Origin of the sequence: Jiangella asiatica, assembly GCF_004349065.1 — a bacterium.
Lineage (GTDB): Bacteria > Actinomycetota > Actinomycetes > Jiangellales > Jiangellaceae > Jiangella > Jiangella asiatica.
Window position 1 is genome coordinate 106,621 of sequence record NZ_SMKZ01000019.1, and the last position, 15,141, is coordinate 121,761.

General features: G+C 71.8%; 16 protein-coding genes and 1 pseudogene. 15 read left to right on the forward strand and 2 right to left on the reverse strand.

Features of this window, described 5'->3' with window-relative positions:
* Positions 1-26: 26 nt before the first annotated feature.
* The 12 genes from E1269_RS15035 (at position 27) to tcuA (ending at position 12,565) form a co-directional block, all read left to right on the forward strand.
* Positions 27-1,007, forward strand: a complete 981-nt coding sequence (locus E1269_RS15035) for an ABC transporter ATP-binding protein (RefSeq protein WP_162606429.1) — start codon at positions 27-29, stop codon at positions 1,005-1,007.
* Positions 1,004-2,056 (forward strand): ABC transporter ATP-binding protein, encoded by a 1,053-nt coding sequence (locus E1269_RS15040; protein ID WP_131895848.1) that lies wholly within the window; start codon positions 1,004-1,006, stop codon positions 2,054-2,056. The genes E1269_RS15035 and E1269_RS15040 overlap by 4 nt, the downstream gene beginning before the upstream one ends.
* Positions 2,053-3,660, forward strand: a complete 1,608-nt coding sequence (locus tag E1269_RS15045; protein ID WP_131895850.1) for an ABC transporter substrate-binding protein — start codon at positions 2,053-2,055, stop codon at positions 3,658-3,660. The genes E1269_RS15040 and E1269_RS15045 overlap by 4 nt, the downstream gene beginning before the upstream one ends.
* Positions 3,661-3,868: 208 nt before the next feature.
* A complete protein-coding gene (locus E1269_RS15050) occupies positions 3,869-4,549 on the forward strand; it encodes a GntR family transcriptional regulator (RefSeq protein WP_131895852.1) in 681 nt (226 codons plus the stop codon).
* 88 nt (positions 4,550-4,637) lie between these two features.
* Entirely contained in the window at positions 4,638-5,621 is a 984-nt protein-coding gene (locus E1269_RS15055; RefSeq protein ID WP_131895854.1) for an LLM class flavin-dependent oxidoreductase, read from the forward strand.
* A 76-nt stretch (positions 5,622-5,697) separates the two neighbouring features.
* The gene (locus E1269_RS15060; protein WP_131895856.1) at positions 5,698-6,126 is read left to right on the forward strand and encodes a DUF3830 family protein; all 429 of its coding nucleotides are present in this window, start codon (positions 5,698-5,700) and stop codon (positions 6,124-6,126) included.
* On the forward strand, positions 6,123-6,533 hold the full coding sequence (locus tag E1269_RS32275; protein ID WP_162606430.1) for a DUF3830 family protein: 411 nt from the start codon (positions 6,123-6,125) through the stop codon (positions 6,531-6,533). The genes E1269_RS15060 and E1269_RS32275 overlap by 4 nt, the downstream gene beginning before the upstream one ends.
* Positions 6,534-6,535: 2 nt before the next feature.
* A complete protein-coding gene (locus E1269_RS15070) occupies positions 6,536-6,958 on the forward strand; it encodes a DUF3830 family protein (RefSeq protein WP_131895860.1) in 423 nt (140 codons plus the stop codon).
* Positions 6,959-6,988: 30 nt separating this feature from the next.
* Complete coding sequence (locus E1269_RS15075; RefSeq protein ID WP_131895862.1) at positions 6,989-7,978, forward strand: TIGR03557 family F420-dependent LLM class oxidoreductase; 990 nt, start codon at positions 6,989-6,991, stop codon at positions 7,976-7,978.
* Between the two features lie 4 nt (positions 7,979-7,982).
* Positions 7,983-9,590, forward strand: coding sequence for a thiamine pyrophosphate-binding protein (locus E1269_RS15080; protein ID WP_131895864.1), 1,608 nt, complete (start codon positions 7,983-7,985; stop codon positions 9,588-9,590).
* A gap of 18 nt (positions 9,591-9,608) precedes the next feature.
* Positions 9,609-11,027 (forward strand): aldehyde dehydrogenase family protein, encoded by a 1,419-nt coding sequence (locus E1269_RS15085; RefSeq protein ID WP_131895866.1) that lies wholly within the window; start codon positions 9,609-9,611, stop codon positions 11,025-11,027.
* 50 nt (positions 11,028-11,077) lie between these two features.
* The gene (gene tcuA, locus E1269_RS15090; RefSeq protein ID WP_131895896.1) at positions 11,078-12,565 is read left to right on the forward strand and encodes an FAD-dependent tricarballylate dehydrogenase TcuA; all 1,488 of its coding nucleotides are present in this window, start codon (positions 11,078-11,080) and stop codon (positions 12,563-12,565) included.
* Here tcuA and E1269_RS15095 read toward each other — a convergent pair.
* A complete protein-coding gene (locus tag E1269_RS15095; protein ID WP_162606431.1) occupies positions 12,499-13,200 on the reverse strand; it encodes a PIG-L deacetylase family protein in 702 nt (233 codons plus the stop codon). The genes tcuA and E1269_RS15095 overlap by 67 nt on opposite strands.
* A 93-nt stretch (positions 13,201-13,293) precedes the next feature.
* Positions 13,294-13,569 (reverse strand): dsRBD fold-containing protein, encoded by a 276-nt coding sequence (locus tag E1269_RS15100; RefSeq protein ID WP_131895870.1) that lies wholly within the window; start codon positions 13,567-13,569, stop codon positions 13,294-13,296.
* A 96-nt stretch (positions 13,570-13,665) separates the two neighbouring features.
* Between E1269_RS15100 and E1269_RS34280 the strand changes: the two are divergent.
* The 3 genes and pseudogenes from E1269_RS34280 to E1269_RS15110 all read left to right on the forward strand — a co-directional run.
* Positions 13,666-13,881: pseudogene (locus E1269_RS34280) on the forward strand (MmyB family transcriptional regulator); the annotation flags it as partial.
* Positions 13,882-13,963: 82 nt separating this feature from the next.
* Positions 13,964-14,368, forward strand: a complete 405-nt coding sequence (locus E1269_RS15105) for a (R)-mandelonitrile lyase (RefSeq protein ID WP_131895872.1) — start codon at positions 13,964-13,966, stop codon at positions 14,366-14,368.
* Positions 14,369-14,910: 542 nt separating this feature from the next.
* Positions 14,911-15,141: hypothetical protein (locus E1269_RS15110; protein WP_131895874.1), on the forward strand; the 231-nt coding region annotated here is incomplete at its 3' end.

Genomic DNA, 15,141 nt, shown 5'->3' on the forward strand with positions numbered 1-15,141 from the left:
CCGGAGCTGACATGACGGAGCATGCGATGCACACGGGACTGTCGGTCCGCGACTTCTCGGTCGCGCTGAAGACACCGGGCGGGCCGATCACGCCCGTCGACCGCGTCAGCATCGACGTCGAGCCCGGCCGGCGGGTGGCGCTCGTCGGTGAGAGCGGATGCGGCAAGTCGATGATGCTGCGGGGCATCCTGCGGTTCATCCCGCCGTCGGTGCTGGACGGCGTGAGCGGTCGGGCCGCGTTCGACGGTGTCGACCTCGCCGAGCTGGACGACCGGCGGTTGCGCAACTATCGCGGTGACCGCATCGCGATGGTCTTCCAGGACGCGCTGGCCCGGCTCAACCCGACGATGCCGGTCGGCGCACAGGTGGCCGAGGTGCTGACCGGCGGCGGTCGCGAGCGCGACGCGCAGGTCGCGGCGTTGTTCCGGGCGGTCGGCCTGGACAGCTCGCGGGCCTTCCGCCGTCGCTTCCCGCACGAGCTCAGCGGCGGAATGCGCCAGCGGGTGCTCATCGCGATCGCGCTGGCCGGCGACCCGGAGCTGCTGGTGGCCGACGAGCCGACGACGGCGCTGGACGTCACCGTCCAGGCGCAGATCCTCGACACGATCGCCAGCGTGGTGCGCGAGCGCGGCATGGCGCTGCTCGTCGTCACGCACGACCTCGGAGTGGTCTCGGAGACCTGCGAGTACGTGTACGTGATGTACGCGGGCCAGATCGTGGAGTCGGGGCCGGTCGACGCCGTGTTCGACGAGCCCGGTCACCCGTACACGCAAGGGCTCATCGACTGCGTGCTCGACGTCGACGAGCCCGGGGAGCAGCGGGTCCGCACGATCCCCGGCGTGGTGCCGCCGCCGGGGAGCGTCACCGCCGGCTGCCGGTTCCGCGACCGTTGCCCGGCCGCGCACGACCGGTGCGCCGTCGATCCGCCCGTGGTCGAGCTGGGCCCGGGCCGCTCCGCGCGCTGCTGGCTGCGGGTGCCAGCCGAGACCGTCGAGGAGGCGTCGTGACCGACGAACCGGTGCTCAGCCTGACCGGCGTGAGCAAGAGCTTCGGGGTGCGCCGCGGCCTGAAGCTGGGCGGTCCGAGCCAGGCGCTCGCCGTCGACGGCGTCGACCTGCGGCTGCACCGGTCGCGGATGCTCGGGCTGGTGGGGGAGAGCGGCTGCGGCAAGAGCACGACGGCCCGGATCGCGCTCGGACTGTTGCGGCCCGACGGCGGCTCGGTCGAGCTGTACGGGCAGCCGATCGACCAGATGAGCCGGCGCGTCTACCGGCGCGAGTTCCGGCCCAAGGTACAGGCGGTCTTCCAGGACCCCGGCTCGGCGCTCAACCCGCGCAAGACCGTCTTCGAGACGATCCGCAGCGCGATGGCCCTCTACGGCCGCACCTCCGGCGCCAGCGCCCACGACGACGTGGCAGGGCTGCTGGACCAGGTGGGTCTGCAGCCCGGCCGGCAGTTCCTGGCCCGCCGGCCGCACGAGCTCAGCGGCGGGCAGCTGCAGCGCGTGGGAATCGCCCGCGCGCTGGCCGTGGAGCCGGAGGTGATCATCGCCGACGAGCCGGTGTCCGCCCTGGACGTGTCGATCCGCGGCCAGGTGCTCAACCTGCTCGCCGACATCCGCGCCGAGCGGGCGATCAGCGTCCTGCTCATCACGCACGACCTGTCCGTGGTGGCGTCGACGGCGCAGGACGTCGCCGTCATGTACCTGGGCCGGATCGTCGAACAGGGACCGACCGAGCGGATCTTCCGGTCGCCCCAGCACCCGTACACCCAGGCCCTGCTGGCGGCCACGCCACGGGTGCGCAGGCACGGGTCGCCGTCGAGCACCCGGCGCATTCTGCCCGGCGACCCACCGTCGGCGCTCACCCCACCCAGCGGCTGCCGGTTCCATCCGCGCTGCCCGTTCGCCATGGAGATCTGCTCCACCGTCGACCCTCCCTTGCTGCCGGTGCCGGATCACGGCCTGGCCGCGTGTCATCTGCTGTCCGAGCCGCCGGCCGAGCCGGTGGCCCAGAGTCGTCGCACCTCCGGTGTGGCAGAAAGCGACAGATCATGACCGTTCAGCTGGCTCGAGGCGGCCGCCTCGTCACGGCCGCCGTAGCCGCGGCCCTGCTCCTGGCCTCCTGCGGAGGCGACTCCGATACCGGCTCCACCAACGGCGGTGGCGGCGGTGACACCACGTTCGTCACCGGGCTGGCGAGCCAGCCCGAGATGCTGGTGCGCAGCTTCACCTCCGACGCCATCACGGCCACCGTCGGGCTGGCCATCGCCGAGGGCCTGGTGCGCACGACGAAGGACAAGGAGGTGGTACCGGCGCTGGCGCAGTCGTGGGACATCTCCGACGACGGCCTGTCCTACACCTTCCACCTGCGCCAGGGCGTCACGTGGCACGACGGCGAGCCGTTCACGTCCGCGGACGTCGTGTTCAGCTTCCAGGAGGTGCTGCCGCTGTCGCCGACCGGCGCGGTGCTGACCGGCACCATCGACACCGTCACCGCGCCGGACGACGCGACCGTCGTGGTGACGCTGAAGCAGCCGCTGGCGCCGCTGCTGCTGGCGCTGGGCCCGCAGGACTTCAGCATCCAGCCCGCGCACATCTACGAGGGCACCGACCTGCTGGCCAACCCGAACAACCGGGCGCCGGTGGGCACCGGGCCCTACGTCTTCGACAGCTGGAGCGGTGACACCATCACGCTGACGGCCAACAAGGACTACTGGGACGGCGCGCCCGCCATCGGCCGGCTCGTCTACAAGGTGATCCCCGACAGCAACTCGCGCGCCAACGCGCTGCTGAACGGCGAGATCGACTACATCAACAAGTTCGACGTCGACGACACCATCGTCAAGGCGCTGGACGGCAACGACGAGATCACCCTGCAGAACGGCCGGGTCTCGGCGACGTTCATGACGATGTGGCTGAACCAGAACGAGGAGCCCTTGGGCGACCCGGAGGTCCGCAAGGCGCTGTTCATGGCCCTGGACCGCGACCTGATGGCCCAGTCGGCCGATCCGGAGTTCACCCAGCCCGCGACCGGGTCGTTCCCGATCGGCCTGTGGGCCACCGACACCGGCATCGACTACCTGGACATGTACGGCTACGACTCCGACGCGGCGGCCGCGCTGCTGGACGAGGCCGGCTACCCAGAGCAGGGTGACGGCACCCGGTTCACCGTCAGGCTGCGGTACGTGGCGACCCAGCCGTACACGCAGGCGCTGGCCGCGATCATCGCCGACAACTGGCGGGCCATCGGCGTCGAGACCGAGCCCACCCAGGACGAGGCGACGGTGAACAGCTCGGCGGTGTTCACCGACCACGACTTCGGCACGAACATCCTGTCGCTGGACACCAGGCCGGACCCGGAGTTCGGGATCGGCCGCGTCTACAAGTGCAACCCGAACGACCTGGCGTTCAACAACCCGACCGGCTACTGCAACGAGGAGCTCGACGCCCTGTTCGTCGAGGCGGCGCGGACCCAGGACCAGCCCCAGCGCGCCGAGATCTACGCACAGGCGCAGGCGATCATCGCCGAGGAGCTGCCGGCCATCACGCTGCTGCAGATGGACCAGCCCGACGCGATCCGCTCGAGCTTCAACGGCATCGAGGAGTTCCTGTCCGGCGCGCTGTCCGGTGACCTCACCTGGAGCGCCCTGGAGCCGTGAGCACGACGACCGCGGACGACGACCGCAGCGGAGGTGACGACCATGCTCAGACAGCGGACCAGAACCCGGGCACGAGCAGGGCCTGGGAAGATCGACACATCGGTTAGCCTCAAAAGTTCAACACGTGCCGGCACCCGTCGCCGCCCCGGCCGCGGACCCGGTGCGGACGTCGAGCCTGGCGTAGGTCGCCAGCCAGAAAGGCAGTCCCATGGTCACGGTCTCTAGCGAAGGTCAGCGACGATTCCCGCCGCCGGACCGCAGGCCGAGCGCCTACGACAAGATCAAGCAGGCGATCCTCTCCGGCGAGCTGGAACCGGGGCAGTCGCTGATCGAGGCCACGCTCGCGGAGTGGTGCCAGGTCAGCCGGACGCCGGTGCGTGAAGCCCTGACGCGCCTGGAGCAGGACGGCCTGATCCGGCGCGGCGACCGCGGCCTCGTGGTTCGCGAGAGCAGCCCCGAGGAGATCCTCGACATCTACGAGACCCGCATCGTGCTGGAGGCGACAGCGGCTCGCTTCGCGGCTGACCGGCGCAACCAGAACGACCTGCTCCTGATGCGCCGGATGATCCCGCGGATGGCCAGCCTCGCCGACGCGGACGCCACCACGAAGGCAGCGGTCAACGCGGAGTTCCATCGGCTGATCTGGCGGGCCAGCCACAACGGCTCGCTGATCGACCTGCTCGGCCGGCTGAGCATGCACCTGGGCCGCTACCCGGCCACCACGCTGGCCTACCCGGGCCGGTGGGAGACGGCCAACCGGGAGCACGAGGAGCTCGTGGATGCCATCGAGGCACGCGACGGCGAGCGCGCCGGCCAGATCGCCGGGCACCACTTCACCTCGGCCCGCGACATCCGGCTGAAGCTCTGGGAGACCGAGAGCCTGGCCTGAGCCAACCAACGTCCGCAGGCGAGCCTAGACGCCATTGCACGCCACGGTATACAGTCGAATGCAATCGTAGACACGGAGGTCGTCGCGCATGCGCTTTGGAGCAGCCATTCCGAACTGTCGCGAAGGCAAGGTCTATCCGCCCGGGTTCACCACCCCCGAGGTCCTGACCGAGCTGGCGGTGACGGCCGAGGCGAGCGGCTTCCACTCGCTGTGGGCCAACGACCTGCAGTCCACCTTCGACGAGGCGCTGTCCGGGCAGGCGCGGGCGACACCCAACTTCTTCGAGGCGCAGACGACGCTGGCGTACCTGGCCGCACGGACCGAGCGGATCCGGTTCGTCACCTCCGCGGTCACGGTTCCGCTGCGCGACCCGATCCTGCTGGCCAAGCAGGTCGCCACGCTCGACGTGCTCTCCGGTGGGCGGTACGCGCTGGGGCTCGGGCTGGGCGGCAAGCGCACCGAGCTGGACCGGCTGCGCGGCCGCTTCAGCTCGTCGATCAACCGCGGCCGCTGGCTCGAGGAGTCGCTGGAGCTGATCGAGAAGCTGCTGACCGAGCAGGTCGTCGACCACGACGGCGAGTACTTCAGCGTCGAGGGCGCCGAGGTCTTCCCCAAGCCGCTCCAGCGGCCGTTCCCGCTCTACCTGACCGGCGCCGGCGACGAGATGCTGCGCCGCACCGCCCGGTGGGGCGCCGGCTGGATCCACATGCACATCACGCCGGAGCAGCTGACCGAGCGCATCCAGGCGCTGCACGAGGCGTGCGCGAAGGCCGACCGCGACCCCGCCGAGATCGAGGTCTGCCTGCAGTTCGACGTGCTCGTCGCGCCCACGCGCGAGGAGGCGCGGCAGCGGTGGGAGAACTCCCTGGCCGCCGGCCTCGGCGCCGCTCGTGGCCGCTCGGCCGAGACGTCGTACATCGTCGGATCGCCGGACGACGTCGTCGCCCGGCTCGGCCAGTACCAGGACGCCGGCATGCAGCACGTCGGCCTGATCCCCAGCGCGCACACGCCGGAGCAGCTGATCGAGCAGGTCCGGCTGCTGGGCGAGCAGGTCCTACCGCGGTTCGCCTGACACCGCGGTTCGCACGCTGCCGCAGCTGGCGCACCACCGCTGCCAGCACCACCGAGACGAATCGATGGGGTGAGGAATGAAGAGGATAGAGGTCAGGGTCGGCGACGCCACAGCGCGCTACACCCTGCTCGAGGACGCTCCGAAGACCGCCGAGGCCTTCTGGGAGTCGCTGCCGATCGAGGGCGTCATCACGCACGCCCGGTGGGCCGGCTCCGCGGTGTGGGTCAAGACGCCCAACCAGCCGATCGCCGCGCTCGACGACATCGAGCTGCCGGTGACGTCGATCTACCCGGGCACGATCGTGGTGCGGCCCAACCCGCGCGGCGTCGCCGAAGTGTTCATGTCCTACGGCGTCGCCGAGTCGCGCGGCCCGCTCGGGCGCACCTACGCCACCCCGGTCGCCGAGCTGGAGGGCGACGGCAAGGCGCTGATGGGCGCGTTCGGCGACACCTGGCAGGGCGGCTCGACGTCGGTGTCGATCAGCCGAGCGGAGGACCGGTCGTGACGAAGCTGCGGATCACCATCGACGGCGTCAGCGCCGTCGCCGAGCTCAAGGACGCCGCCGCGCCAGCCGGAGTGGCCGCCGTCGTCGGCGCGCTGCCGCTGCGTACCCGCTTCGTGCACGCCAGCCGCAGCGGCAACTGCGCCGTGGCGCACGACGCCTCGCTGCAGCACCCGTCGGTGGGCATCGAGGGCCAGGTCAGCATGTACTACCCGGGCATGCTCGCCTACGACCCGGCCCGCGGTCACCTGGTGTTGGCCTACGGCCAGGGCCAGGCGCGCAGCAACACCGGGACCCACTGGGTGACGTATCTCGGCGACGTCGTGGAGAACCTCGCCGAGCTGGCGGTGAAGCTCCAGGACACCCGCGACCACGGTGCCCTGGACGTGCGGATCGAGTTGGGGGAGTGACGATGACGCAGAAGCGCATCCGGTTCGAGTCCGGCGGCGTCGCCGCGGAGGCAGAGCTGCTGGAGGCGAACGCGCCCAAGGCCACCGCGGCCCTGTGGGAGATGCTGGCCGAGCCGATCGAGCGCAAGCTCATCTCGGCGAAGTGGTCCGGCGACGTCGGCGTCCTGCATCCCGGCGCCGGGCCGCTGCGCGAGGTGGCCGAGCTGGAGAACCCCGTCACCTCCATCTATCCGGGCGCCGTCGTCATGCGCCCGCGCGGCAGCGAGATCCTCATCGGATACGGGGTGGGGGAGTACCGCTGGGCCGTCGGGGTGGACTACACGACCCGGCTGGCCAAGATCGTCACCAACCGGTCGGAGTTCCTGTCCGTCGTGGCCCGCACAGCCGACCAGGGTCCGTCGTCCGTCGTCGTCTCCCGGGTCTGACCGCGTTCGAACACGTCGAGGGGAAAGCGCATGGTGAAGTTCGCCTGGTTGTGCAGTCACGAGTCCTACCAGCCGGAGGAGCTGGTGGAACAGGCAGTCCTGGCCGAGCAGGCTGGCTTCGACACCGTCCTGGGCTCGGATCACTTCCACCCGTGGGTCGACGACGTCTCCGCGGCCGGCTTCGTCTGGAGCTGGCTGGGCAGCGTCGCGGCACGGACCGAGCGGGTCGAGCTCGGCACCTCCGTCACCTGCCCGTTGTTCCACTACCACCCCGGGCTGATCGCGCAGGCCTCCGCCACCGTGCAGCGGCTCTCCGGCGGCCGGCTCCTGCTGGGGCTGGGCAGCGGCGAGGCCATCAACGAGACGCCGCTGGGCTGGGAGTTCCCCGGGTATGGCGAGCGGATGGGCCGGATGCGGGAGGCGCTGGAGATCATCCGGCGGCTGCACGCCGGCGAGAAGCTGGACCACGACGGCGAGTACTACCGCACGACGACGGCGCGCCTCTACAGCCCGCCGACGGCGCCGGTACCGACGCTGTTGGCCGCCGGCGGCCCGAAGTCGGCGGCCTTCGCCGGGACCCACGCCGACGGTCTTATCACCAGCGTCAAAAACCCGCAGGACACCCTCACCAAGGTGATCGAGCCGTTCCGCGCGGCCGCCGCCGAGCGGGGCAACGACAACCCGCGGATCCTGGCCACCCGGTGGACGGTCCTGGCCGGCGACGACGACGAGGCCTGGCGCGCGCTGGGCCCCATGCGCGGACTGCGCGCGCCCGGACGGCTGGAAGCCGCCGACCCGGCCGTGCTGCGTGAGCGCGCCGACGCGATGGACCGCGCCGAGGTGCTGGGCAGCTACACGCTGGTGGCCGACGCCGACGAGCTGGTCGAGGCCTACCGGCCGCTGGTCGAGGAGGTCGACGCGGAGTGGGTGTCGATCCAGGTCGCCAGCAACGACCCGGTGGCGGCCATCAAGCTGATCGGCGAGAGCGTCCTGCCGCGGCTGCGCGAGCTGGCGAGTTGATCGCGTGACGAGCGAGGCGGCGAGCACCGCCGACCTGATGGCGGCCTACCTCGCCGAGGCGGGCACCGAAGCCATCTTCGCCTACCCCGGCGACCCGATCATCGAGTTCATGGAGCGCTCGCGGATCCGCGGGATCGACGTCGTCCTGGCGCGGCGCGAGGGCACCGCGGCGTTCATGGCCGAGGCGCACGGCATGCTCACCGGTCGTCCCGGCGTCTGCCTGTCGACCTTGGGTCCCGGGTCGACGGCGCTGGTCAACGGCGTCGCTGCGGCCACGCTCGACCGGGTGCCGATGCTGGCGATCTCGGGGCAGATCGAGTCCGCCCGGGAGCCGTTCTTCACCCACCAGGTGGTCGACCACCAGGCGTTGTTCGCGCCGGTGACGAAGTGGGCCGGCCGGATGGACGCCGGTGCTGTCGCCACCGTCATGCGCAAGGCACTGCGCACCGCGACCGCCGAACGCCCCGGCGCCGTGCACCTCACCTGTGGGTCGGACACCTTCAAGGCGCCGGCCAGGGACGCCGTCGTCGCGGTGCCGCCGCTCGGCCCGCACCGAGGCGGTGTCAGCGTCAGCGGCGCCGACCCGTCGCGCCTGCTCGCGGCCGCGCGCCGTCCGGTGCTGCTGGCCGGCATCGGCGCGGTGCGCTGCGGTGCCACGGAGCAGCTGACCCGGTTGGCGGAAGTGGCGGGCCTGCCGGTGGTGGTCGCGCCGATGGCCAAGGGCGTCGTCGCCGAGGACTCGTCGATGTTCGCCGGCGTGCTCGACATGGCCTGCAACCAGGTGCTCTGGGACCTCCTGGCCTCCGCCGACCTGATCGTGGCGGCCGGCTTCGACCCCGTCGAGCTGATCAAGCCGTGGCGGGTCACGGCGCCGGTCGTGCACGTCGACACCACCGCGAACACCGACCAGGTGTACGCGAGCGACTGTGAGGTCGTCGGCGACGTCGCCGCCGCCCTCGGCTGGTTCGCCGACTCCTGGACCGGCGAGCCCCGATGGAGCGAGCGCGAGGTGAAGGAGCACCGGGCCCGGCTGCGCGAGGCCTACTACGCCGGGCGCGTCGCGGACCGGCTGAACCCGACCGACGTCATCGACGTGGTCGCCGGCCGGCTGGCCGGGGACGCGATCGTCACCACCGACGTGGGCTCGCACAAGCTCCTGGTCGGGCAGGGCTGGCCGGCCGCGTCGCCGCGCAGCGTGCTCATGACCAACGGACTGTCCGCGATGGGGTTCGGCGTGCCGGCGGCGATCGCGGCCAAGCTGCTCGACCGCGACCGGCCGGTGGCCGCTCTCGTCGGCGACGGGGGCTTCGCGATGGTGGCCACGGAGATGCGGCTGGCCGCCGGGCTCGGGCTGCCGATCGTGGTGGTCGTGTTCGTCGACGGCAGCCTCAACCGGATCGAGCTGAAGCAGATGGCGGCCAGCTACCCGAGCGTGGCGACCCGCATCGAGGACACCGACCTGGTCCAGCTGGCCGGTGCGATGGGGTGCGACGGGGTTCGGGTGCGCTCGGCGGGCGAGCTGGACCGTGCCCTGGAGAACGCCACCGGCCTGACCCGTCCGCTGGTGGTCGAGGCCCGGATCGACCCGGCCCAGTACGCGTCGCAGTTCTGAGCACCTCGGAGGAGAACCATGAAGCAACTGCGCTCGTTCGTCGCCGGCGACTGGGTCGACGGCGAGCGAACCACCGTCGCCCGCGACACCTACACCAACGAGCCGGTGGCCGAGGTGCACGTGCCCGGTCAGGGCCAGGTGGGGGAGGCAACCCGCGCGGTCGCCGCCGCCCAGGCCGAGCAGCAGCTCACGGCCTACGACCGGTACCGCATCCTGGCCCGGGCCAGTGAGCTGGTGCTCGAACGGGCCGGCGAGCTGGTCGACTCGATCGTCACCGACACCGGCTTCACCACCGTCGACGCCCGCCGCGAGATCGACCGGACGGCGCAGACGCTGCTGCTGTCGGGCGAGGAGGCCAAGCGGCTGCGCGGCGAGGTGGTGCCGATCGACGCCGACCCCGCCGCACCGGCCCGCGTGGCGTTCACCGTGCGCCGGCCGGTGGGCGTGGTCTGCGCCATCACCCCGTTCAACTCGCCGCTGAACACCGTCGCGCACAAGGTCGCGCCGGCGTTGGCGGCCGGGAACGGCGTGGTGCTGAAGCCGGCGCTGCAGACGCCGCTGACCGCGGACCTGCTCCTGCGCGTGCTGCTGGACGCCGGCCTGCCGGCGGGCCTGATCAGCGTGCTGTACGGCGACGGCTCGACGGTCGGGCAGTGGCTGCTGGAGGACGAGGTGCCCGCGTACTACGCGTTCACCGGCAGCACCGCGGTCGGCGAGCACATCCAGCGCACCATCGGCGTGCGCCGGGCCCAGCTGGAGCTCGGCAGCCTGGCCAGCACGATCATCTGCCACGACGCGGACCTCAAACGGGCGGCCCAGCTGTGCGTCAACGCCGCGTTCCGCAAGGCCGGTCAGGTGTGCACGTCGGTCCAGCGGCTCTACGTCCACGAGTCCGTCGTCGACGACTTCACCGGCGCGCTGCGGACGGCCCTGGACGGCCGCGGCGTCGGCGATCCGCGCGACCCGGCGACCTTCGTCGGCCCGCTCATCGACGAACAGGCGGCCGAGCGCGTGGCCGGCTGGGTGAGCACCGCCGCCGAGCAGGGCGCGGAGGTGATCGTCGGCGGTGGCCGCACCGACGCCGTCGTCCAGCCCACCGTCCTCACGAACGTCGCGCCGGACATGAACGTCATGTGCCGGGAGATCTTCGGCCCGGTCGTGTCGATCCGGCCGTTCACCGACGTGGACGCCGCGATCGACGAGGCCAACGACACCCCGTACGGCCTGGCGGCGGGGCTGTTCACCGCCGACATCGGCCGGGCGCTGCACGTGGCCGGCCGGTTGCGCGTCGGGACCGTGCACGTCAACGAGACCTCCAGCGCCCGCGTCGACCTGATGCCCTTCGGCGGGGTCAAGGCCAGCGGGTACGGGCACGAGGGCCCCGCCTACGCCATTCGCGACATGACCGAGGAGACGTTGTTGACGCTCGGCCCGTGACGAACGGGGTCAACGCGCCGTCCCCGTCCACCGGAGAAGCGGAGTACACCGTGCATCGACCGGGAACCAGCCCGCAGCCGCGCACCGACGTCGTCGTCGTGGGCGGCGGCAACGCCGGCTTCTGCGCCGCGCTCGCCGCCGCCGAGCGCGGTCGTTCGGTCGTGCTGCTGGAGAAGGCGGACCTGCAGCATGCTGGCGGCAACAGCTACTACACCGCCGGCGCCACCCGGATCGTCCACGGCGGGCTGCCCGACCTGCTCGACATCGTCGAACCCGACGACAGGCACCGCGTCACGGAGGTGCCCGCCTACACCGAGGCCGAGTACGCGGCCGACCTGGCGAAGGTCACCGACGGGCGCAACGACCCCGAGCTGACCCGGGTGCTGGTGGCGCAGAGCCAGCCCGTGATGCGCTGGCTGCACGGGCACGGCCTGCGCTACCGCCTGATGTACGAACGCCAGGCCTATCAGCGGCACGACGGCAGCTACCTGTTCTGGGGCGGACTGCACATCGGCAACGTCGACGGCGGGCAGGGCCTGATGGCCGATCACGCCCGCGCCGCGGCCGCCGCCGGCGTCGACGTCCGCTACGGCCACCGGGTGCGGGAGCTGCTGGTCCAGGACGGTGCGGTCGTCGGGGTCTCCTACACGACCGGCGACGGCGCCACGGCGCGGCTCGGCGCGTCGTCGGTCGTCCTGGCGGCCGGCGGCTTCGAGGCCGACCCGGACCTGCGCGAGCGCTACCTCGGCCCCGGCTGGTCCAAGGCGCGTGTGCGCGGCACCCTGCACAACACCGGCGACCTACTGATGGAGGCGCTGCGCATCGGCGCCGCGCCGGCGGGGGACTGGTCGACCTGCCACAGCGTCGCCTGGGACGCGGGCCACCCCTGCAACGAGAGCAACCGCGAGCTCACCAATCGACTGACCAGGCAGAGCTACCCCCTGGGGATCGTGGTCAACCGCAACGGGGAGCGGTTCCTCGACGAGGGGGAGGACTTCCGCAACTACACCTACGCCAAGTACGGCAGCCAGATCCTCGAGCAGCCCGGCTCCGTCGCGTTCCAGCTCTTCGACGCCGAGCTGCGGCCGCTGCTGCGGACCGAGGAGTACGACATGCCGGGCATCAGCGTGGTCGTCGCCGACACGGTGGAGGAGCTGGCCCGCGGTGCCGGGATCGACGAGCCCGGCCTGCGCAAGACGGTGGCGGAGTTCAACGCCGCCATCGACACCTCCGTGCCGTTCGACCCGACCGTCAAGGACGGCCGACGGGCGGGGGTCGTGCCGCCCAAGAGCAACTGGGCGGCGCCGCTGCGCACCCCGCCGTTCTACGCCTACCCGGTGACCTGCGGCATCACGTTCACCTTCGGCGGCCTGCGGTCGGACACGCACGGGCGGGTCCTGACAGCGCACGGGTCGGTGCTCCCCGGGCTGCTGGTCGCCGGTGAGATGCTGGGCGGCCTGTTCAGCGGCAACTACCCCGGCGGCACGGGGCTCGCGGCCGGCGCAGTGTTCGGGCGCCGGGCGGGCAGCATCGCGTGAGCCGCCGGGTGGAGGATGCGCTCACCCCCCAGCACGATCAGCCGCTCGGCGCGGTCCTGGTGCCGCAGCCAGCGGTTGCGCAGCGGGTCGTCGGCGGGGAGCCCGGTGTGGCAGGCGATCGCGGCGCGCTGCCGGTCGCGATCGGCGTCGACCACCAGCACCTGGCGACCGGAGCCGGGGTCCGTCGCACGCAGCGACCAGGCGTAGAGCACGCTGCCGTGCTTGCCGGCGGCGCGGTAGGCCGCCCGCATCGCCCGGACGTGGTCAGGGTGCGCACCCGACCCAGTCGCGTCGACGGTGAGCAGGGCGTCCACGCCGTCGGCGACGGCCAGGACCTCGTCGGCCAGGGCGTCGACGGCGGTCCGCCCGAGCGTCCCCGGAGCGTGGTCGAGCAGCGTCATCTCCTCCGCGCCGAGGTGACGGGCGGCGCGTCCCAAATCGCGGGCCCGGTCGACCCGCCGGCGGGGGCTCGGGTCCGCGCGCCGGCCGTGCGTGAGGCACAGGATGCGCACCGTCGTCCCCGCCCCGGTGAACGCCCCGATCACGCCCCCGAGCGCGAACGTCGCGTCATACGGATGGGCGCAGACGACGAGCAGGCGCCGGACCGGAGGTACCGGCTTGGTGAGCTTCCCCATGGCTCCAGCATCGCGATGCCGGAGCCATGGGTCGTAGGGGCGGAAGACCATGATCTCGGGACTTTCGGCCCGAGATCGGGTGATCTGTCCCGGTCAGCGGCTCTTGAGGTGCGTCGGTTCGTGGGTGACGTTCTCGACGTCCCTCGCGGCCACGTCCAGCAGGTCGTCGGCGAGCACGCGCAGCGCCCGGGCGGCGGCGATCTCGTCGCCGATCTCGGGGACGTTCACGTCGTGCGGGTTGAGGCGGGCCTTGCCGACCGCGCGGAGCCCGGCGGTGGCCTCCGTGGTGAGGCGGGCCTCCGCGTAGGTCTCGCCGTCGTCGCGCTCGCCGATGACGATGTCGACGGTCCAGTGCTTGGTGGCGGCCATGATGTCCTCCTCGGCCGATCCCGGTGGTTTCCCCATTCTCGCCCTGACCCTCCGTTCATCGCGCGGTAGCCGTCTGGGACTCCGTCCAGCTCGACCGTGCGGTCGAAGACCGCCACCGCCTTGCTCCGCTCCGAGGCCGGCCGCAACCCCCACGATCGGGCGCTCACCGAGCTCATCGGCGAGCTGTCGACGCGCAGCGAGATCTTTCACATCCGCTGGGCCGCCCACAAGGTGCGCTTCCTCCGCAGCGGGGTAGAGAAGTTGCGTCCCCCTTTTGTCGGCGACCCGGGCCTGGACTACGAGACCATGGACTCCCGTCCGACCCCGGGCCTGACGCTGGTCGTGTACACGGCCGCGGCCGCCGCGCCGAGACACCCTCGAGGACGGAGTGAATATGGAGATCGTGCCCAAGCAGCCCAGCACCAAGGGCCCCGCCGAACAGTTCACCGGCGATGTCTGGTTCGACGTCGTAGCCCGCGGCGAGCGACCGTCTCTGGTGCGCGTGAACACCGTCCGGTTCGCGCCCGGTGCCCGCACCGCCTGGCACTCGCACGCCGTCGGCCAGACGCTGCACGTCACCGACGGCATCGGGCTCATCCAGGCGCGTGACGGCGACGTCGCCATGGTCCGACCCGGCGACACCGTCCACACGCCGCCCGGGGAGTGGCACTGGCACGGCGCGGCGCCCGGCCACTTCATGATCCACACGGCCATCTGGGAGGCCGCCGGCGACGACACCCCCGAGACCACCTGGGGCGACCACGTCACCGACGACGAGTACCGCGCCGCCTGGCGCTGATTCGTTGGGCAGTATGCGGCGAAGGTCTCGAGGATCCCGTCGGCGGTCTTGGTCCAGATGAACGGTTCGGGGTCGGCGTTTCGACCGCGTGCGGCTTCAGTCCCGGCCGCTCCTCCAGCGTCTTGGTGATCACCGCTTCGACCCGCTCGTCGGTGATCACTCGTGGCCGGCCCGTGCGCGGCTCCTCCGACAGCCCGTCCAGTCGCTCGGACAGGAACCGCGACCCGCCACTTCGACACCGTCGCACGCGCCAGCCCGAACTCCTACGACACCTGCGCGATCATGCCGCCCTCAGCACAGCGCAGCACGATCCGCGCCCGCAACGCCAACGCCTGAGACGTCTTCCGCCGCCGCGTCCGCCCGGACAGCACGCCGCGGTGATCGCTGCGGCGGCGAGCGCATGCCTGGCCGAGATCCAACGGTCGACACCGTGCTCCCGGGAACATCGTCGCCCCCGGCGGGACAGCCGCCTGGCGTTGCGCTGCTTTCGGCGGAGCTGGTCTGAGATGCGAGTCGAACAGATGTGCGATAGCGTGGGTGGCATGGTTGCAGAGCTCGGTTCCTCGCCGGTGCCGGACTGGGTGGGGCTGCCGACGGGTGCGGAGCTGGCTGCGGTCTTGGAGGTCGTGGATCCGGGCGGGCTGGGTGATTCCGGTGTGGTCGATGTCGTGCTCGCGGCGGAGCGGCAGATCGCGCACCTGCGGGCGCTGCAGCTGCGCGCGATGGCGGAGCTGACCGGGCGTGAGAACTACGCCTCCTGCCGGGGTTGCGGG